This window comes from Corynebacterium sp. P3-F1 (genome assembly GCF_030503635.1).
Taxonomy (GTDB): Bacteria; Actinomycetota; Actinomycetes; order Mycobacteriales; family Mycobacteriaceae; genus Corynebacterium.
This window is the reverse complement of sequence record NZ_CP129965.1, coordinates 252,629-271,161: the sequence shown is the minus strand read 5'-3', so window position 1 is coordinate 271,161 and position 18,533 is coordinate 252,629. Positions and strand designations below refer to the sequence as shown.

19 protein-coding genes and 1 tRNA gene are annotated in these 18,533 nt (G+C 63.3%); 14 read left to right on the top strand and 6 right to left on the bottom strand.

Annotation, left to right across the window (positions count from 1 at the left end):
- Positions 1–345: 345 nt before the first annotated feature.
- Positions 346–2,244, top strand: a complete 1,899-nt coding sequence (locus QYQ98_RS01260) for a DIP1281 family NlpC/P60 protein (protein WP_302006973.1) — start codon at positions 346–348, stop codon at positions 2,242–2,244.
- Between the two features lie 35 nt (positions 2,245–2,279).
- A complete protein-coding gene (locus QYQ98_RS01255) occupies positions 2,280–3,329 on the top strand; it encodes a ferrochelatase (protein WP_302006972.1) in 1,050 nt (349 codons plus the stop codon).
- An 82-nt stretch (positions 3,330–3,411) separates the two neighbouring features.
- Here QYQ98_RS01255 and QYQ98_RS01250 read toward each other — a convergent pair whose 3' ends face one another.
- Complete coding sequence (locus tag QYQ98_RS01250; protein WP_302006971.1) at positions 3,412–4,182, bottom strand: hypothetical protein; 771 nt, start codon at positions 4,180–4,182, stop codon at positions 3,412–3,414.
- A 35-nt stretch (positions 4,183–4,217) separates the two neighbouring features.
- On the opposite strand from QYQ98_RS01250, the gene QYQ98_RS01245 reads away from it, so the two are divergent.
- From QYQ98_RS01245 to QYQ98_RS01235, 3 genes are read left to right on the top strand one after another with little or no spacing between them, the layout of a single operon-like run.
- Positions 4,218–5,069 carry a DUF3097 domain-containing protein gene (locus QYQ98_RS01245; RefSeq protein ID WP_302006970.1) on the top strand — a complete coding sequence of 284 codons (852 nt, stop codon included), beginning with the start codon at positions 4,218–4,220 and terminating at the stop codon, positions 5,067–5,069.
- Between the two features lie 38 nt (positions 5,070–5,107).
- On the top strand, positions 5,108–5,533 hold the full coding sequence (locus tag QYQ98_RS01240; RefSeq protein WP_302006969.1) for an NfeD family protein: 426 nt from the start codon (positions 5,108–5,110) through the stop codon (positions 5,531–5,533).
- 2 nt (positions 5,534–5,535) lie between these two features.
- Entirely contained in the window at positions 5,536–6,786 is a 1,251-nt protein-coding gene (locus tag QYQ98_RS01235) for an SPFH domain-containing protein (protein ID WP_302006968.1), read from the top strand.
- Here the strand turns inward: QYQ98_RS01235 and QYQ98_RS01230 are convergent.
- From QYQ98_RS01230 to QYQ98_RS01220, 3 genes are all read right to left on the bottom strand, one after another.
- A complete protein-coding gene (locus tag QYQ98_RS01230; RefSeq protein WP_302006967.1) occupies positions 6,761–7,318 on the bottom strand; it encodes a MarR family transcriptional regulator in 558 nt (185 codons plus the stop codon). The two genes, QYQ98_RS01235 and QYQ98_RS01230, sit on opposite strands and share 26 nt — an antisense overlap.
- Before the next feature lie 10 nt (positions 7,319–7,328).
- Entirely contained in the window at positions 7,329–7,994 is a 666-nt protein-coding gene (locus QYQ98_RS01225; RefSeq protein ID WP_302006966.1) for a TVP38/TMEM64 family protein, read from the bottom strand.
- Positions 7,995–8,044: 50 nt separating this feature from the next.
- Positions 8,045–8,130 (bottom strand) — tRNA-Leu (locus QYQ98_RS01220).
- Positions 8,131–8,236: 106 nt separating this feature from the next.
- Between QYQ98_RS01220 and QYQ98_RS01215 the strand changes: the two genes are divergently transcribed.
- On the top strand, positions 8,237–8,767 hold the full coding sequence (locus tag QYQ98_RS01215; RefSeq protein ID WP_302006965.1) for a YbhB/YbcL family Raf kinase inhibitor-like protein: 531 nt from the start codon (positions 8,237–8,239) through the stop codon (positions 8,765–8,767).
- On the opposite strand, the gene QYQ98_RS01210 is transcribed toward QYQ98_RS01215, so the two are convergent.
- Positions 8,764–9,840 carry a quinone-dependent dihydroorotate dehydrogenase gene (locus QYQ98_RS01210; RefSeq protein ID WP_302006964.1) on the bottom strand — a complete coding sequence of 359 codons (1,077 nt, stop codon included), beginning with the start codon at positions 9,838–9,840 and terminating at the stop codon, positions 8,764–8,766. The genes QYQ98_RS01215 and QYQ98_RS01210 overlap by 4 nt on opposite strands.
- 43 nt (positions 9,841–9,883) lie before the next feature.
- Positions 9,884–10,894 carry a YncE family protein gene (locus QYQ98_RS01205; protein WP_302006962.1) on the bottom strand — a complete coding sequence of 337 codons (1,011 nt, stop codon included), beginning with the start codon at positions 10,892–10,894 and terminating at the stop codon, positions 9,884–9,886.
- A gap of 104 nt (positions 10,895–10,998) precedes the next feature.
- Here QYQ98_RS01205 and QYQ98_RS01200 point away from each other — a divergent pair, with 104 nt between their 5' ends.
- The 8 genes from QYQ98_RS01200 to QYQ98_RS01165 all read left to right on the top strand — a co-directional run bounded on the left by QYQ98_RS01200 (position 10,999) and on the right by QYQ98_RS01165 (position 18,531).
- Complete coding sequence (locus tag QYQ98_RS01200; RefSeq protein ID WP_302007784.1) at positions 10,999–11,823, top strand: undecaprenyl-diphosphate phosphatase; 825 nt, start codon at positions 10,999–11,001, stop codon at positions 11,821–11,823.
- A 101-nt stretch (positions 11,824–11,924) separates the two neighbouring features.
- Positions 11,925–13,157, top strand: a complete 1,233-nt coding sequence (gene mshC / locus QYQ98_RS01195) for a cysteine--1-D-myo-inosityl 2-amino-2-deoxy-alpha-D-glucopyranoside ligase (protein WP_302006961.1) — start codon at positions 11,925–11,927, stop codon at positions 13,155–13,157.
- Between the two features lie 21 nt (positions 13,158–13,178).
- Positions 13,179–13,559: a hypothetical protein gene (locus tag QYQ98_RS01190; protein WP_302006960.1), complete on the top strand. Its 381-nt coding sequence runs from the start codon at positions 13,179–13,181 to the stop codon at positions 13,557–13,559.
- A gap of 79 nt (positions 13,560–13,638) precedes the next feature.
- Positions 13,639–14,334 carry an HAD family phosphatase gene (locus QYQ98_RS01185; protein ID WP_302007783.1) on the top strand — a complete coding sequence of 232 codons (696 nt, stop codon included), beginning with the start codon at positions 13,639–13,641 and terminating at the stop codon, positions 14,332–14,334.
- Between the two features lie 114 nt (positions 14,335–14,448).
- Positions 14,449–14,712 carry a phosphoribosyl-ATP diphosphatase gene (locus tag QYQ98_RS01180; RefSeq protein ID WP_302006959.1) on the top strand — a complete coding sequence of 88 codons (264 nt, stop codon included), beginning with the start codon at positions 14,449–14,451 and terminating at the stop codon, positions 14,710–14,712.
- A 19-nt stretch (positions 14,713–14,731) separates the two neighbouring features.
- Positions 14,732–15,577, top strand: coding sequence for an ATP phosphoribosyltransferase (gene hisG, locus QYQ98_RS01175; protein WP_302006958.1), 846 nt, complete (start codon positions 14,732–14,734; stop codon positions 15,575–15,577).
- A gap of 21 nt (positions 15,578–15,598) precedes the next feature.
- On the top strand, positions 15,599–17,017 hold the full coding sequence (gene aspA, locus QYQ98_RS01170) for an aspartate ammonia-lyase (protein ID WP_302006957.1): 1,419 nt from the start codon (positions 15,599–15,601) through the stop codon (positions 17,015–17,017).
- A gap of 203 nt (positions 17,018–17,220) precedes the next feature.
- Positions 17,221–18,531 carry an anaerobic C4-dicarboxylate transporter gene (locus tag QYQ98_RS01165; protein ID WP_302006956.1) on the top strand — a complete coding sequence of 437 codons (1,311 nt, stop codon included), beginning with the start codon at positions 17,221–17,223 and terminating at the stop codon, positions 18,529–18,531.
- Positions 18,532–18,533: the final 2 nt, after the last annotated feature.

The window sequence follows — 18,533 nt, the reverse complement described above, 5'->3', positions numbered from 1 at the left end:
TGTGATTCAGCTTGACGCGTGTGAAAATTGGTAAAGGGTGTGCGACAGACACACTGTGTGGCCTATGGTTTCCATGTCGGCTCGTGGGCTGACAGCCAACACAAGTATCGCAGACGCAACATTCGCAGCATTCGGGCATGTGGGGAAGCACGCCAAGAATGATCACGTTGCGCCGGGCGGCTAGTAGCGGCACACCAGCCCGCGGGTCCACAACCGTGATCGTTCAATCGTCCGCACTCCAGGCTTGACATCCTGGCGTATTCACGGCTTGTCACTGGCTGGCACAACAGGCTGGGCAGCTACAGGCAAGCCGTTGATGACGTGTGCGGTGAGAGGAAAACCTCCGTGGATTTCACCGTCCATCCCGCGGGTACGCGGCCCCAACTGCCCCAGAAGCGCTCAAAGGCATTGAGCAAACCGAACAAGTTCAGTCTCCGTACGATTCTTCCGGCGGCTGCGTGCGTGGCTACGTTGTCCATGGCGAGCGCGTCGGTGGAAGCGGTCGCCCAAGAGTCGCCGCTTACAGCGATCATTTCCGAGATCTCTCAGCACGAGGCGGACATCAACCGGATCAACCTCGAGATCGGCAATCTTCGCGAGGCAGTCAACCAGGCCCTCGTGGACTTGCACGACGCTCAGTCTCTCGCGGAACAGGCTCGGCGTGGCGCCCATGAAGCACGGCAGCGTCTCGACGAGACGCAGGCGGAGGTGGAAAAGGCGCAGGACGAACTCGACCAGCTTTCCCGTTCCGCCTATCGCGCCACCGGTGCTAACGGTTCACCGGTCCACGCAGGTGCGGATGCCCGAAAGGATTCCCTTGACCGCCAGACGTATCTGCGCAAGGAGTCCGAGGAGAAGCAGCGTGCTATCGAGGATCTGCAGCGTGTCCGTACGGCGGCAGCAAACAACGAATCCACCTTGCGTCAAGCCAGCAGGCTTGCCGACGATCGCGCAACCGCCGCCGAAGAAGCTGAAACCCGCGCGCGGGCGACGCTGGAGTCGTCCGTGACATCCCTGGAAACTCAATTGGCTCAGCGGGATGCGGTCTCGGCTGAACTGTCGCAGGCGCAGAACGAACTTGTCGAACACCGCCCAGAAGCTGCCTCGGCATTGGGCAACGAGACTCAGTCCCAGCCGTCGCCCGCTGGCGAACAGGCGGAAGCATCTGTCTCGACGGATTCGACGAATTCAAAGGACGCGGACGCTGCCCGAAACGGCGCTCTCGATGCAGGCCAGGACGCGCAGACGAACTCTTCTAGTGAGAGTGCTTCACCAGCCTCGACGGAGGCGTCGGAAGCACATGGTGGCGAACCTAGCGCTTCGTCACCTGATTCGACGCCTGAATCGTCCACGGAGGCAAGCGAAAGCGCTGCAGCCAAGATCGGAGAAACAACTACCTCTAAAGGAGCAGAGGAGCACGGCGCGGCAGTCGATTCTGACGTCACCCCGGACTCGGGCGATACCAAAGACCGAGATAATGGGGAAGACGGGACACCTGGAGCTCCAACACCGCCATCGCTCGAAGACTTCTCCAACCCGGACACCGTCCAGGCCGCCCTTGACGCATTCGCGGAAGCTGTCGGTCAGACCCAGGCTGAGCACACCAGCTTCGACAGCCCGTACACGGAGTCGGCTGCTACCGAGGAGAACGATGATTCTACGTCGGGTAGTGAGTCGGAGGGGATCGCAGCGCCGTCGTCAAGCGATAGCGCCGATGACGCTGTCACAGAGACAGACGAAGAGCAAGGAACGAACGTCGCCGGCGTTCTTCCCGAGGTCGAGGACGCGAAGCAAGTTACCGACTCGCTGAGGGGCAGCGACACTGCATCCGACGGCAACCGCGAGCAGCAGATCGAGGCGGTCATCGCCCGCGCTGAATCGCAGATCGGCACCCCCTACGTGTGGGGCGGCGGCGACGCGAACGGTGCGACAATGGGACTCGACGGCAAGGGCTACAACGGGAAAGCCGGCTACGACTGCTCCGGTCTGGTTCTCTACGCCTACTCCGGTGCCGGCGTTTCGCTGCCGCACTACACGGGTTACCAGTACCAGCGCGGCACCCAAATCCCTGTCGATGAGGCCGAGCGCGGCGATCTTTTGTTCTGGGGCGACGGTGGAAGCCAGCACGTGGCCATCTATCTCGGCGACGGAATGATGCTGGAAGCACCCCAGACCGGAATGAACGTCCAAAAGACTGCGGTGCGCCGCAACGGACTTGCGCCCATGGCAGTCCGCCTGATCTAGGTACCTCCACCATTTGGTTGAACTAGACTGGCTGCATGTCTGAAACCCAATTTGATGCACTCCTCGTCCTTTCCTTCGGCGGCCCCGAGGGAGAGGACGAGGTCATTCCATTTCTGGAGAATGTGACCCGCGGCCGCGGGATCCCGCGCGAGCGCTTGGCGGAGGTGGGTGAGCACTACTTCAATTTCGGCGGCGTGAGCCCGATCAACGGTCAGAACCGCGAGATCATCTCTAACCTCGAGGCGGAGATCTCCAACCGCGGCGAAACTCTGCCGGTGTACTTCGGCAACCGCAACTGGCACCCGTACGCAGCTGACGCCGCGGACCAGATCGCAGCGGACGGCCACACACGCGTCGCGGTCTTCGCCACCTCCGCGTGGGGTGGCTATTCCGCTTGCCGTCAATACGACGAGGACATCGTGAAGCTGCGCGAGGCGCACCCGGATATCGAGTTCACCAAGCTGTGGCAGTTCTACGGCCACCCGATCTTTGTGAAGTTGATGGCCGACCACGTTCGCGCCGCGTGGGAGGCGGCAGACCAGAAGAGCACCCGCGTCCTGTTCACCGCGCACTCGGTCCCGAACGCGGCCGACGACGCCTCAGGCGGCCCTGCCAACGCGAACCTTTACTCCCGCCAGGTCGCCGAGGCGTCCCGCCTGATCGCCCTCGAGGCCGGCGTTCCCGACTACGAAGTCGTGTGGCAGTCCCGCTCCGGCAATCCGCGCACCCCGTGGCTCGAGCCGGACGTTGTCGACCGCACCGAGGAGATCGACGACGCGGGCGAGGGTGTCGAGCACATCATCTGCGTGCCCGTCGGCTTCATCACCGACCACATGGAGGTCGTCTGGGACCTCGACACTGAATTGAAGGAAGCGTGTGAGGAGCGGGGCATCACGCTCACCCGCACGCCGACGGTCGCTCTGGAACCGGAATTCGCGAAACTCGTCCTCGACCTCGTGGATAACACCGCCGCGGGCACCGAGCCGGAAAGCTTGTCGACGGTCACCGTCCAGGGCTGCACCCTCAACGGCGCACCGTGCAAGGAAGGGTGCTGCGCTCCCCAGCGTCCGAAGCCTGTTTCCTAGCGCCCGATTCCTATCCAGTCGTTGCGCCTGCGCACTGGGTTCACACCGCGCGTCGTAACGGCAGCGGAACCTCCCGGTGCTCTTAGCGCTGGTAGTCGAGCACCGCGTCGGCCACCCCGGCCATCCGCGCGGTGCGGATGTGGCGCCACAAGCTGAACAGCTGCGGGTCGAAGCTGTGGTCGCCGAGGCGGTCGACGACAGTCTCGATCACCGCAGCGACGGCATCGGCCCTGGCGAAGAGCTTCGCGGCGCGCGGGGGCGTTCCCAAGGGCAGGCCTGGCGTGTCGTAGAAGTCCGCGAGGGTCCCCACGGTCAGGCGCGGATCCGGCAGGTCCGATCGAGTGCCCCCAGCAGCCTCGATGAGAACGGCGGCCTCGTTGGTCGCGCGCGACAGCAACGCGTCGGCTTCACCGGGGGATAGCCAGGCGGGCTCGGGGAGCGGATTGTGCGACTCGAACCAGCGCCACCTGACACCGCCGGTGGGATTGCCCTTCTCGCCAGAGCTGTCGGGGACCAGAATGTGCGACACCCCGCCGGAGCCGCGGAGCACGATCGCGCTGCCCGCGCTCACTTCAGCCGCGACCTGTGCCGCTTGAGAGCCCGCGGGTAGCTCCGGTGCCTGGCCAGGGCCAGAAAGGATGAGGCGCACAGCGGGGCCGGGGGTGAGAAGGTCGGTGGCGGCGCGGACGTCGTAAAGCAAATGCGCGAGCGGCTGTTCCAGGTACTGGTTGCGGCCGAACAACTCCGTCAACGCACCGACGAGAGCGTCGGACGATTCATGGCCGTACAGCCACGCCGCCAACCAGACGGACGCGTTCTGCAGGGGCGAATAGACTTCGGCGCGCGTACTCACGGAGCGGAAGTATAACGGATACACTCTGGCGCACTATGAGCGGATTCAACAGCCACGCAGACCCCTACGGCGGCGATATCTTCGCCGGTCACGCACGCAAAAAGCCGAGGGCATACCCGCAAGTAGAGGCGACGGGCGATATCGTCGCGGAAGTCTTCGGCGACCACTTCGTGGGCCTTGTGGTCGGCGTGGAGCGCACCTACGACGGAGAGTTCGTGCGGCTCGAGGACCGCTACGGCACCCAGCGCCTGTTCAAGATGCTGCCCGGCGCGTTCATGGTGGAGGGGCAGCGCGTGACGTTGACACGTCCCGCGGTCAGGCAGGAAGCGCGCCGTTCCAATTCCGGGTCGCGCCGCGTGGAGAATGTCCAGGCGAAGGTGGCCATGCCGTCAAGGATCTGGGTCGAGGGTGTGCACGACGCCGCCATCGTAGAGAAGGTGTGGGGGCACGATCTGCGCGTCGAGGGCGTCGTTGTGGAGTACCTCGAAGGGTTAGACAACCTGCCGGAGCGACTCGCCGAATTCGAGCCGGGGCCGGGGCGACGGATTGGGGTGCTCGCGGACCACCTCATCGAGGGCTCGAAGGAATCCCGCCTTGTCGCCGATGTCGGACCGCATGTGCTGGTCACTGGCCACCCCTACGTGGATATCTGGGCTGCAGTGAAGCCCGAGCGCCTTGGCCTGCGCGCGTGGCCGGACGTGCCGAAGGGGGAGGACTGGAAAACCGGGATCTGCCGACGGGTAGGGTGGTCGGACCCGCGTGAAGGGTGGAACCGCGTGTACAGCGCCATCGAAACATTCCGGGACCTCGATCACACGCTGATTGGAGCAGTAGAGAGGCTCGTCGACTTCGTGACCACGCCGGAACTGCCCAAAGAAAGCTTTTGAGAGGCTTATCAGCGCCGCGCATGCGTTAACCTGAGCATGTGGGAACAGTAATTTGGCTTATTGGCACTCTTGTTCTCGCCGGCCTCGAATTAGCAGCCGGCGAGTTCACTTTCCTCATGCTCGCCGGAGGCGCGCTGGTCACGGCGGGCGCAAGCCTGTTCGGTATACCTCTGTGGGCAGAAATCGTGATTTTCGGGTTAGCGTCCGGTGCCCTGATTCTGTTTCTCCGTCCCTGGCTGCACCGCCGGTACATTACGCCGGCTGCCCTGGACACATCTCCGAAGGCGCTTGTCGGATCCAAAGCAGAGGTGCTAGAGGACATTGGCCGCTCCGGTGGCCAGGTCCGTCTCGACGGGTCGATCTGGTCGGCCCGCGCCATCGACCCCAGCATGACCATTCCCGCCGGTGAGCATGTCACCGTCGCCGACATCGACGGCCCGACCGCCGTCGTCTGGAAGGAGTGACCGTGGAAACCCTGGTCCTTTTATTCGTCTTACTTGTCTTCATTGTCGTCGTTGTTTTCCGCTCCATCGCCCTGATTCCGCAGGGTGAAGCGGCAGTCATCGAGCGCCTCGGCCGCTACACGCGCACGGTTTCCGGCGGCATCACCTTGCTCATCCCGTTCGTGGACCGCGTGCGCGAACGCGTGGACACCCGCGAGCGCGTCGTGTCCTTCCCGCCGCAGGCCGTAATCACGCAGGACAACCTCACCGTGGCCATTGACACCGTGGTGACGTTCCAGATCAACGACCCGGCACGCGCGATCTACGGCGTGGACAACTACATCGTCGGTGTCGAGCAGATTTCTACCGCCACCCTGCGCGACGTCGTCGGCGGCATGACCCTTGAGGAAACGCTGACGTCCCGCGAGACCATCAACCGCCGTCTGCGCGGCGAGCTCGACGCCGCCACTGCGAAGTGGGGCCTGCGGATTAGCCGAGTTGAGCTCAAGGCGATCGATCCGCCGCCGTCTATTCAGCAGTCCATGGAGATGCAGATGAAGGCGGACCGCGAAAAGCGCGCCATGATTCTCACCGCGGAGGGCCGCCGCGAATCCGACATCAAGACCGCCGAAGGTGAGAAGCAAGCCCGCATTCTTTCCGCCGAGGGCGAGAAGCACGCGTCTATCCTTGGGGCGGAGGCGGAGCGCCAAGCAACCATTTTGCGCGCAGAAGGTGAGCGCGCCGCAAAATTTCTCGAGGCGCAGGGTGAAGCGAGGGCAATCCAGAAGGTCAACGCAGCGATCAAGTCCTCGGGTGTCACGCCGGAGCTCCTGGCCTTCCAGTACATGGAGAAGCTGCCCAAGATCGCGGAGGGCAACGGTTCGACGATGTGGATGATCCCGTCGCAGTTCGGGGACTCCTTGGAGGAATTCGCCAAGGCCTTTGCCAAGAAAGACGACGACGGCGTCTTCCGTTACGAACCCGGCCAGATCGATCCGGAGGCGAAAGAAATCGCTAGCCAGGAAGACACGGACCAGTGGTTTGAAACGGCCTCCGACCCCGAGATCGCCAAAGCAGTCGCAGAAGCACGCGCGGTGGCGAACAAGCCGGTGTCGACTTCGCTTGACGACGCCGCGTCGGCAGCCGGGACAGGAACAACGAAGAGCGAGCAGGCCGCGATCACGAGCCGCGTAGCACCTCAAGAAGGGGAGCCGGCGCAGTGGCAGGCTCCCGTCCAACAGCCTGTGCCTACTGAGCAGCCCCCGCAGCCCTAGACATCAGGTTCACGGCCAGCTGCCATCCAACCTGCTCGGCCTGCCAGCCGGCAGCTTGCAGGCGCTGGCTCATCGCCTGCTTCGAGATCCCGAGCTCAGCCGCCGCCTCATTCTGGTTGAGTCCGGAGCGCACCAGCGACGTGGCTTCGCGCCCCTCGACGGTGCGCTTCGCCAGCACATGACCGAGCAGAGCGAATGTCGATGCGATATCGGCGGCATCGGTGCCCGGTTCGGTCTTCTCCACAACGGTTCGGACACTTCCTGCTTTCGACCCGACGGCATCCGTGGCTGCATAGATCGCGGGGCCTGATTCGGTAATGCCGATACCCACAGCCCAGTTACCGTCGGACAGCAGCGCCATGACGAGCATGCAGGCAGCCTCAGCATCTTGGACGTGGGCCCGGATGTCCTCGACCCCCACGACCTCGAAACGTCCCACGCCCTCGAGTGTGGACAATGCTTCGGCGGAGCGTTTCACGATCTCGGCGCGGCGGTTGTCGCGGCCTCGGTAGCGGGCATGGACAGCAATCATGGGGGACAGTCTAGACCTTTGACCCTCGGTCTACGGTGGAGGCTTGACGAGTGGGCGTGGCGACATCGAGCATCACACCGCTCAGCCCCACCACGGCGAGTACGAGCATGATCGCGATGAAGACCGGGTCTGGGTCCCCCGTGAGTGTTTCCCCGAACAAGGTCACGAGAATCGTCCCGGGTGCCGAGCCCACGAATGTCGCCGCAGCGAACGGCACCACCGGCACCCGAGTTAGTGCCGCCGCATAGTTGAGCACTGAGAAGGGCACGCCTGCGATCATGCGCAGGCTCGTGATCGCCAACCAGCCGCGTTCTTCCAGCCGCGCGTTGATGCGCTGCACCGCAGGATGCGTCAGACGGGGTTCCACCCAGTCGCGCAGCAGGAAGCGGACGAGCAACAGCGAGATCACTGCCGACACAGTGGTCGCGGTCAGCGCCAGCAGAATACCTTCGACAGCTCCAAAGAGAACGCCCGCAGACACCGTCAGCAAGGTGCGGGGAATCGGGAACTGCGTCACCACCACGTACAACAACCAGAAGACCACCGGGAACCACGCCCCGGTTTGGTCGGACCAGGCGCGGAGTTGGGGGAGGGAGGGGACGTCGATAAGCATCCAAGCCGCGATGAATGCCGCGAGTGCAACGACGAGCGCAACCAGCTTCCACCGTGCGCGCAATATGCTCTCCCTTGAACAAGAAAACCGGCCCTGCGAAGGACCGGTGATTGTGCCCGAGGGGGGACTTGAACCCCCACGTCCGTTAATAGGACACTAGCACCTCAAGCTAGCGCGTCTGCCATTCCGCCACCCGGGCTTTGGGTGTTTCAGCCTTTCGGCTGGGCACTCGTAGAACTATAGGACGTGGCGCGTGCGTACAGCAAATCGCCACGTCAAACGCAAATCGACGGTAGAAAGGAAGCATGACTGTTTCCTACGATTCCGACCGTTTCCCCGGCCCCGACCCGTACGCTCCGCTCGTCAGCGTTCCTTCGTTCCCCCTAAGCTCCACCGACATCATCGACGGCGAGAAGCTACCTGACACACAGACCGGCGACGACGGTGTCTCCCCGCAGCTGTCGTGGTCCGACCTTCCGGAAGGCACCAAGTCCATCGCTGTCACGTGCTTCGATCCGGATGCTCCAACGGCGTCGGGTTTCTGGCACTGGGCCGCGTTCAACATTCCGGCCGACGTGAACGAACTCCCCACGGACGCCGGCTCAACGGAGGGGCTCGGCGTGGGTGCTGTCGTGCTCACCGGCGACTCCGGTGCGCAGGGCTACTACGGCTCCAACCCGCCGGAAGGCCACGGCCCGCACCGCTACCTCTTCGCGGTCCACGCCGTCGACACCGAGCTTCCGGCCGATGAGGTGGCCAACCCGACGCAGCTCGGCTTCAACCTGAACTTCCACTCGCTCGGCCGCGCCATCATCTGGGGCTGGGACGAGAATTAGTCCTTCCAGTCCAGTCCGCTGCCCACGGCGTCACCGATCGAGTTCAAGCCGTGGGCTTCGACCTGCTTGGCTAGGCCGCGGTGAATTCTGCGGATCCAGCCCAGACCGCCATAGATGAACGGGGTGTAGCCCTGCAGTAGGCTGGCACCGGCGGCGATGCGCTCCCACGCCTGCTCGGGTGTCGAAATTCCGCCGACACTGACCAGCACCAGCTCGTCACCGACGCGGGCGCGGAGACGCTTCAGGACCTCGAGGGAGCGGTCGTTCAGCGGCGCACCCGAGATGCCGCCTGCACCCATTGCAGCAACCTCGTCGGTGTCGGTGAGTAGGCCATCACGGCTGATCGTGGTGTTCGTGGCAACGATTCCGGCCAGGCTGAGCTCGAGAGCGAGATCGGCGACAGCGTCGACATCCTCGTCACTCAAATCCGGCGCGATCTTCACCAGGACAGGGGTGTCGGTCGCGTCCTTGACAGCAGCGAGGATCGGGCGGAGCTCCTCGATCGCCTGCAGGTCGCGCAAACCCGGAGTGTTGGGGGAGGAGACGTTGACCACCACGTAGTCGCCCAGCGCACCAAGCAGGCTCGCGCCGGTGCGGTAGTCGCGGACGGCGTCCTCGGCAGTCTTGTTCTTGCCGATATTGATGCCCACCACATCGCCCGACTTCTTCCGTTCCAGATTCGTCGCGACCTTGAGAGCCCCGTCGTTGTTGAAGCCCATGCGGTTCAAAATCGCTTTGTCTTCCGGCAGGCGGAACAGTCGGGGAGCGGGATTGCCCGGCTGTGGGCGGGGAGTGACAGTGCCGAGCTCCGCGTAGCCGAAGCCCACAGCACCCCACGCATCGACCGCAGTGGCGTTCTTGTCGAAGCCCGCGGCCAGTCCCAGCGGCGCCGGGAACTTCACCCCGAACAGCTCCTGCTCAAGGCGTGTGTCGTGGACCCGCACCACCTTCTCCATCACACGGTTTGCCGGGGTCACGGTATTCAGGGCGCTCAGTGCACCGCTGATAATCCCGTGGATCCGCTCCGGCGGGATAAGAAACATGACCTTGAGTAGTTTGTCGTACGCGCCCATGAGAAAACCCTTCAGTCTCTGTTGCCAGTTTCCGTGTTCGGTGTCAGTTGTTGGAGTCCGGCGGGATGATCTGCAGGCCGTCGCCGGAGGAGGAGGCGATGAGGATGGTGCCGTCGTCAAGCGAGATCATGTGCTGCGCGTCCGCGACTGTGCCCACCTTCCGCTGCTCGCGCGGCACGCCCTTCGAAATATCGAAGCCCGTGGCCGTGTTCGCCTCCGTCGACGTGATCCAGGCGAGCTTGTTCGCCGGATCCCACGCCACGGCCCACGGGTGGGGGTCCGTCGGGACGGTCTGGTGCAGGCGGACGACCTCGTCCGTGGTGTAAACCAGCAGCTGGCTACCCGTCGCGTCGGAGGCGAGGACGAGTCCGTCGTCGCCGAATTTTGCCTGGCCGACTCCGAGGCCCACACGCAGCGTGCCACCCTGGCGGGCCTTGTCCAGCTGAATATCCTGGATCGTCGTGTCGAAGCGGTTCAGACGCACGACCCTGTCCTGGCCCGCGAGCACGAAATCCGACGGCCGCGCCACTGTGATGCGCCCGGTCTGGTTTCCGTCGGTGTCGAAAACCCAGACCTTGGCCTCTTCGGCGGACCCGGCGATCACGCGGCCGTCGGGAAGCGGCGCGGCGACGGTGACCGGCTCGTCAGGGGTGAACGCCCGCTCGTCTGCGCCTGTGAAGACGCGTACCTCTCCGTCGCACACCGTGACGAACGCTCCCGCATTGGCCGTAACGTCCCCGCACGAATCCGCGAGCTCGCGCGTCGTACCTGCGCCGTCCTTAACCTCGTCGAGCGTGCCCGTGCGCAGCACCCCGTCGGCGCGTACTCCGATCATCCCGTCGGTGAATTCGAGGTCCTCCACTGCCGGGTAGTCGACCTTCTCGCCTTCGATGTCGCCCGCGGGCGGGGACTGCGCCGGCTCAGCATTGCCCATGTCCGGCGCCTCCTGCGGCACCCCGGGTGGCTGCGAACACGCAGCCAACAACAGGGCGGAACCAGCCAGCACAGCCGCCGGCCCCGCGGACTTCTTCGTCAACACACGGCGCAATTTCACGCGTCCAAGCTTATCAACCGCACTCTTTTCGGCCGCGTCGCGCTTCTCTACCCGCCGTCTCCGGCGGTAGGGTGTCGTCCGTGATCGCAGCAACCCCAGATTCGATGTCCTGGATCCAGGTCGTCGTCCTCTCCATTGTCCAAGGACTCACCGAATTCCTCCCGGTGTCTTCCTCCGGCCACTTACGGATCGTCTCCCAGCTGTTCTGGGGACACGACGCCGGCGCCAGCTTCACCGCCGTGATCCAGCTGGGCACCGAACTTGCGGTACTCGTGTTCTTCGCCAAGGAGATCTGGCAGATCCTGTCCGGCTGGTTCGCGGGCTTGTTCAACCCGTCGAAACGCGGCTTCGACTACCGCATGGGCTGGATGGTCATCGTCGGCACGATTCCTGTCGGCCTCGCCGGCGTACTGCTCAAGGACCTCATCCGCGAGAACTTCCGCAACCTTTGGATCACTGCCGCCGTGCTGATCCTGTTCTCCTTCGTGTTCATTTTCGCCGAACGCGTTGGCAGCAAAACCCGCAGCTACGAAGAACTGACCCTGAAAGACGCCATCATCATGGGCCTGTGGCAGTGTCTCGCCCTCATTCCCGGCGTCTCGCGTTCCGGCGGCACAATCTCCGGCGGCTTGCTGCGCGGCCTCGACCGTGAGGTGGCCACGCGATTCAGCTTTTTCCTCGCCATCCCGGCCGTGCTCGCTTCAGGGCTTTTCTCGCTTCCCGACGCCTTCGCCCCCCAAGCCGGCCAATCCGCCACCGGCGGACAGCTGCTTGTCGGCTCCGTCATCGCCTTCGTCCTCGGCTACGTCTCCATCGCGTGGCTGCTGAAATTCGTGTCCAACCATTCCTTCGCCTGGTTCGCCGCGTACCGCATTCCGCTCGGCCTCATTGTGATGGTGCTCCTCGGCACTGGCGTTATGAACGCTTAAAGCCTTTTTCGCTTTTCGACGTTTCCGCCTCCCTGGACCACGGAGACGATGTGGCTAACGCTCGGGGCGGGTAGAGCAGAGGGCGTTGTACTGTGGGCTGCATGCATTCTTGGCCTACTCCCGCCGTCCCCCCGGTCTCTGGCACTCCGGTGCCGCTCGCTCTATATGACACGGCGGATGGGGGTGTGAGGGTCGTCGACACGCGTGGAAACGCGGACGGCGAAGTCGGCATGTACGTCTGCGGCATCACCCCCTACGACTCGACGCACCTGGGGCACGCGGCGACGTACCTGACGTTCGACCTGGTGTACCGGCAGCTGCTCACAAACGGGCACAAGGTCCACTACGTGCAGAACATCACGGATGTGGACGACCCGTTGTTCGAGCGCGCGGAACGCGACGGCGTCGATTGGCGTGAGCTGGGCACGAGCCAGATCGACCTGTTCCGCAGCGACATGGAGATCCTTTCTGTCATCCCGCCGCGCGATTACATCGGCGCGATGGAGGCAGTCGACGAAGTCGTTGAGATGGTGCAGACGCTGTTGGACAAGGGCATCGCATATTCGCTTGACGACGCCTCCGCCACCTCCCCCGACATCTACGCCCCCATCACCGCGACCGAGCAGTTCGGGTACGAATCTAACCTCGACCGGGCGACGATGGAAGAGTTCTTCGCCGAACGCGGCGGCGATCCGGAGCGCCCGGGGAAGCGCGACCCGCTCGATGCGCTGCTCTGGCGCGGACACCGTGACGGTGAACCGGCGTGGGACGCACCGTTCGGTTCCGGGCGCCCGGGGTGGCACATCGAGTGCTCGGCGATTGCGACGAACCGGCTCGGAACCACGTTCGCCATCCAAGGCGGCGGGAGCGATCTCGCCTTCCCGCACCACGAATTCTCCGCAGCGCACGCAGAGGCGACCTACGGGGTCGACCGCATGGCAGGCCACTACGTGCACACCGGCATGATCGCTCTCGACGGGGTGAAGATGTCGAAGTCCCTGGGCAACCTCGTCTTCGTGCACAAGCTCACTGAGCAGGGCCACGATCCGTCGGCGATCCGTCTCGCCGTCTTCTCAGGCCACTACCGCGACGACCGCGATTTCTCCTTCGACGCACTGGACGATGCTGAAAAGCGTCTTGCCCGGTGGCGGGAGCTCCTCGCGCAGGACGTAAGTGAGGAGGAGGCGGTGGGGGTCGTCGATAAGCTGCGTGCTGCTCTTGCCGACGATCTGGACACAGCCCGCGCCCTGAACATCGTCGACGAAGCGCGCGGCGACCACGACGGGATTCTCGCTAGCGCAATTGACGGCCTACTTGGCGTGCAGCTCCGCTGAACTTGCGGAATGATGGCGGACATGACCATTCGCGATCAGTTCCAGCCCGATGTCGACGAATTCATCGATGACCTGACCACCTTCGCCACCGGCTCGTACCTTCAGGACAACGACAAGGAGCTGTGGGAGGAACCTTTCGACCCAGCTGTCCTACCCGACCTGAAGAAGCTGATCGAGGGATATCTCGACGCACTGGAGCTCATCGGCGATGACCCGGAGGGCGACACGCTCGTGTCCGTGGTGGAGCCGTTCTTCAAAACCCTCAACGATTTCAACGCCAAGCACGCCGATGCGGTGCTGGAGCCAGAGGAGAAAGCTGACTTGCAGGACCTGTCGTACCGCGCTGCTGCTGCCACCGGCGCAGACGACGAGGCGCTGAACTCTCTTCCCGAACTTGACTAGTAACGTGACCGGCGGGTCCGCTGGAGACGGGATTCGGGACTCAGCCAACGACGCCACTGAGGATCAGACTGAAGGCTCGATCTGGGGCGAGGCAGGACCGGGGCCGCGGGCGGTTTTCTGGGACATGGACGGCACGATGGTGGACACGGAGCCCCTGTGGGGCGTGGCCACCTATGAGTTGTCTGAGCGTCTTGGACGTCGGCTCAGCGCCGAAAAGCGCGAGGAGACGGTGGGAGGGAGCTTCTCCAACACTTTGCGCGTATGCGCGGAATGGGCTGGATTGTCAGTGGCGCAACTCGATTACAACCACCACCGCTCGTGGATGTTCGGGCGCATGGCGGAGTTGTTCTCTGGAAATTTGGAGACGAACCCGGGTGTGCGCGAAGTGCTGGCGTCACTCAAGCAAGCTGGCGTGCCGATGCTTGTGACTACCAACACCGAACGTATTCTTGCCGACCGCTGCATTGACGTTGTCGGACGGTCGTTCTTCACGGGGTCTGTCACCGGCGACGAGGTCGAGCACCCGAAACCTGCGCCCGACATGTACCTCGCGGCAGCTGAGATGGTGAGGCAGAACCCGGCAGAGTGCCTCGTCTTCGAGGATTCGTGGACCGGCATGAGCGCAGCCGCGGCAGCAGGATGTGCCGTGCTCGGCCTCGCGGACACAGTTCCCGACGGCGTGTTGTCTTTCGACCCAGCCCAATTAGTCGGTGCGGATGCCGCAGATGTCGCCGCGTGGTTCGCGCAAGCGCGTCAAACGCGAGATCGAACTTGAAAAGCACGCCCAGCCGACATGCGAGCGGAGTACGGGTGCGGGCCCAGCCAACGTGACCCCAAGTTTGTAGCAGGCGCAGCAAACACAGGCGACGCATAGGTTAGAGTGATCTGCGTGAAGAATTTCGACGATCTTTTTGCGGAACTGTCCACCAAAGCCGCGCAGCGGCCGCAGGGCTCAGGCACGGTGGAGGCGCTGGACAAAGGCGCGCATTTCATTGGCAAGAAGATCATCGAGGAAGCCGGTGAGGTGTGGATCGCCGCGGAGTACCAGTCCGACGAGGAGCTCGCCGAAGAAATGAGCCAACTCATGTACTGGACGCAGGTCATGATGGTGCACCGCGGCCTGACCCCCGACGACATTTACAAGTACCTCTAGAGGAGTCCTAAGCCCCACCATGATCAAGATCGCTCTGCCCAATAAGGGCTCTCTGTCGGAAGCGGCCACTGGGATTCTCAAGGAGGCCGGCTACAAAGGTCGCGGTGTGAGCAAAGCGCTCAACATTGTCGACGAGGCTAATAACGTCGAGTTCTTCTTCCTGCGGCCCAAGGACATCGCAATTTACGTCGCCGCGGGTCACTTGGACTTGGGTATCACGGGCCGCGACTTAGCACTCGACTCCCGCGCGGACGTCGAGGAGGTGCTCGACCTCGGCTTCGGTGGATCGACTTTCCGTTTCGCGGCGCCCGCAGGGGAGAACTGGACAATCGAGGACCTCGAAGGCAAGCGCTTAGCGACGAGCTACCCCCACCTCGCCGCCGATTTTCTCGCCGCACGCGGGATCAGCACCGAGGTGATCCGCCTCGACGGTGCAGTGGAAATCTCGATCAAGCTCGGTGTCGCAGATGCCATTGCCGATGTCGTCTCCACTGGGGCGACTCTCCGCCAACAAGGTCTGGAGCCGTTCGGGGAGGCGATTGTGGAGAGTGAGGCGGTCGTCGTTAAGCGGAAAGACCGTGAGCTGACCACTGACGACGAGGTGCTGCTCTCACGCATCCGCGGAATCCTGACAGCCCACAACTTCGTCATGCTCGACTACAACGTCTCGCGCGACAACCTCGACGAAACCGTGTCCATCACCCCCGGTTTGACGGGTCCGACGGTGTCCCCGCTGCAGCGTGACAACTGGGTGGCGGTGCGCGCGATGGTGCCGCGCAAGGAGGCCAACCAGCTTATGGACCGCCTCGCCGCCGCCGGTGCCGAAGCGATCCTGGCCACGGAGCTGCAGATCGCCCGAATCTAATTCTTCTCTACACTGAGCCCTATGGGTTACAGAACAGAAGAAGACCTGCTCGGAACCGTCGACGTTCCCGACGACAAGTACTACGGCGTGCACACCATGCGCGCCATCGACAACTTCCAGATTTCTTCCGCGAAAATCCAGGACTACCCGGACTTCGTCCGAGGAATGGTCATGGTGAAAAAGGCCGCGGCCATGGCGAACCGACGCCTGCACACGCTGCCGAAGGAAAAGGCCGACGCGATCATTGTAGCCTGCGACCAGATTCTTTTCGACGGCCGCTGCATGGACCAGTTCCCCACAGACGCCTACCAGGGCGGTGCCGGAACATCCGTGAACATGAATACCAACGAGGTTGTCGCCAACCTCGCGCTGGAGCACCTCGGTCTTGAGAAGGGCCGCTACGACGTCATCAACCCGAACGATGACGTGAACATGTCGCAGTCCACCAACGACGCATACCCGACTGGGTTCCGTCTCGGCCTGTACCACTCGATGCTGGGTCTCATCGCCGAGCTCGACGAGCTGCAGCGCGCGTTCCGGTCCAAGGGCGATGAGTTCGCCGACATCCTGAAGATGGGCCGCACCCAGCTGCAGGACGCTGTCCCGATGACGCTCGGCCAGGAGTTCACCGCCTTCGGTGCGAACCTGGCAGAAGAGCAGGACAAGCTGCAGCAAGCAGCCGAGCAGCTGCTAGAGGTCAACCTGGGCGCCACCGCCATCGGCACCGGCGTGAACACCCCGGGCGGGTACCGCGACCAGGTGATCGCGGCGCTGCGCGAAGTCACGGGCCTGCCGATTTCCACCTCTCCGGACCTGATCGAGGCCACCTCCGACACCGGCAGCTACGTCATGGCCCACTCGGCGCTCAAGCGCGTGGCCATGAAGCTATCCAAAACCTGTAACGACCTGCGTCTGCTGTCCTCCGGTCCGCGTGCCGGCCTCAACGAGATCAACCTGCCAGAGCGCCAGGCAGGCTCGTCGATCATGCCAGCCAAGGTCAACCCGGTCATCCCCGAAGTGGTCAACCAGGTCTGCTTCAAGGTATTCGGTAACGACGTCACCGTGTCCATGGCCGCTGAAGCGGGCCAGCTCCAGCTCAACGTCATGGAGCCGGTCATCGCACGCAGCTTGTTCGGCTCGATTGAGCTGCTCCGCAACGCCGCAAAGACGCTGCGCGAGAAGTGCGTCGTGGGCATCACCGCCAACAAGGAGGTCTGCCAGGCGTACGTGGAGAACTCCATCGGCATCATCACCTACCTCAACCCGTTCATCGGCCACCACAACGGCGACATGATCGGCAAGGAGGCCGCAGCCACAGGTCGCGGAGTGCGCGAGCTGGTCTTGGAAAAAGAGCTTCTCGACGAAGCCACCCTCGACCAGATCCTTTCCAAAGAGAACCTGATGCACCCAGAGTTCCGCGGCAAACTCTATCTCGATTAAAGCGCTTGACTAGAGCGCTTGATTTCAGCGCTCGTTCAAACGATCAGCCAGGCCATGAGATAGCCCGAGACTGTTAATCAGGACACAACAACACATCAATCCGCCCCGCCGTCTTGGTGGGGCGGATCATTGCGTTTCATACTGGGAAACAGGTGAGGCCGCCGGCTCAAGGCGGCCGGGACAATGCGTGAAAGGTTCCCGCAATGCTGCTTCTTGTACAGCTCATCATTCTCTTCGGCGCGATTGTTCTCGGTGCGCGCTACGGCTCGATCGCCATCGGCTTCGCTGGCGGTCTCGGAGTGCTCCTGCTCGGCATGACTGGCATGACGGTGACGGCCGACGATATTCCGTTTGACGTCATCGGCATCATCATGTGCGTCATCGCCGCGATCTCCGCGATGCAGCTCGCCGGCGGCATGGACTACCTCGTCTACCTGGCGGAGAAGTTCCTCCGCCGCGACCCGAAACGGATCACTCTCTACGCGCCGATCGTGACCTGGTTGATGACGGTTCTCGCCGGCACCGGCCACACGGCATTTTCCACGTTGCCGGTCATCGTCGAAGTGGCCAAGGAAGGGAAGGTCCGGCCCTCCCGCCCGCTGTCGGTGGCAGTCATCGCATCGCAGATGGCTATCGTGGCTTCTCCGATCTCCGCGGCTGTGGTGTTCATGGCGAGCATCCTGGAGCCGCAAGGTGTCGGCTACCTCCAGCTGCTTGGCGTCATGATTCCGGCGACGTTCCTTGCCATCTTCCCGACAGCCTGGATCGCCAACCGCATGGGAAAGGACCTCACCGACGATCTGATCTACCAGCAGAGGGTGGCGGACGGTTTGGTGAAGGCACCGGCATCGGAAAGCGGATATGCGCCGACGCGGGCGGCGAAGACGTCGGTAGTTATTTTCCTGATTGCGATTCTCGTGGTCATGCTGTACGCGACGCTGATCTCCGACCAGGTCGGGCTGATTGCGGATCCGACGATTCCACGCAACGAGGCGATCATGGCCATCATGCTCGCCGCAGCTGCCATTATCGTGATTGTGACCAAGATCTCCGCCGCCGAGATCCTGGGCACCCAGGTGTTCCGTTCCGGAATGTCGGCGACGGTGTGCGTGCTCGGTGTCGCGTGGCTGGGCACGACGTTCATCAACCACTACATCGAAGACATCCAGAACATCTCGGGCAACGTCCTGCAGTCGCAGCCGTGGCTCCTCGCCGTCGTGCTGTTCTTCGCGGCTTCGCTGCTTTACTCGCAGGCCGCGACGGCGAAAGCGCTCATGCCCGCAGCTCTCGCCATCGGTGTGAGCCCGCTGACAGCTGTCGCAGCGTTCCCGGCAGTGTCTGCGCTGTTCGTGCTGCCGACGTACCCGACGCTGCTCGCCGCGGTGGAGATGGATGACACCGGTTCCACGCGCATCGGCAAGTACGTTTTCGACCACCCGTTCATCGTCCCCGGGGCGATCTGCATCGCCCTTTCAGTTCTCCTCGGCTATGCCTTTGGCGCGGTCCTGATCTAGGG

Excerpts from the sequence above, each read along its gene's own strand:
- QYQ98_RS01190 (WP_302006960.1), top strand. The coding sequence starts at position 13,179 with ATGACCATTCGCGATCAGTTCCAGCCCGATGTCGACGAATTCATCGAT.
- QYQ98_RS01215 (WP_302006965.1), top strand. The coding sequence starts at position 8,237 with ATGACTGTTTCCTACGATTCCGACCGTTTCCCCGGCCCCGACCCGTAC.
- QYQ98_RS01210 (WP_302006964.1), bottom strand. The coding sequence starts at position 9,840 with ATGGGCGCGTACGACAAACTACTCAAGGTCATGTTTCTTATCCCGCCG.
- QYQ98_RS01245 (WP_302006970.1), top strand. The coding sequence starts at position 4,218 with ATGAGCGGATTCAACAGCCACGCAGACCCCTACGGCGGCGATATCTTC.
- QYQ98_RS01165 (WP_302006956.1), top strand. The coding sequence starts at position 17,221 with ATGCTGCTTCTTGTACAGCTCATCATTCTCTTCGGCGCGATTGTTCTC.
- QYQ98_RS01200 (WP_302007784.1), top strand. The coding sequence starts at position 10,999 with ATGTCCTGGATCCAGGTCGTCGTCCTCTCCATTGTCCAAGGACTCACC.
- hisG (WP_302006958.1), top strand. The coding sequence starts at position 14,732 with ATGATCAAGATCGCTCTGCCCAATAAGGGCTCTCTGTCGGAAGCGGCC.
- mshC (WP_302006961.1), top strand. The coding sequence starts at position 11,925 with ATGCATTCTTGGCCTACTCCCGCCGTCCCCCCGGTCTCTGGCACTCCG.
- aspA (WP_302006957.1), top strand. The coding sequence starts at position 15,599 with ATGGGTTACAGAACAGAAGAAGACCTGCTCGGAACCGTCGACGTTCCC.
- QYQ98_RS01255 (WP_302006972.1), top strand. The coding sequence starts at position 2,280 with ATGTCTGAAACCCAATTTGATGCACTCCTCGTCCTTTCCTTCGGCGGC.
- QYQ98_RS01230 (WP_302006967.1), bottom strand. The coding sequence starts at position 7,318 with ATGATTGCTGTCCATGCCCGCTACCGAGGCCGCGACAACCGCCGCGCC.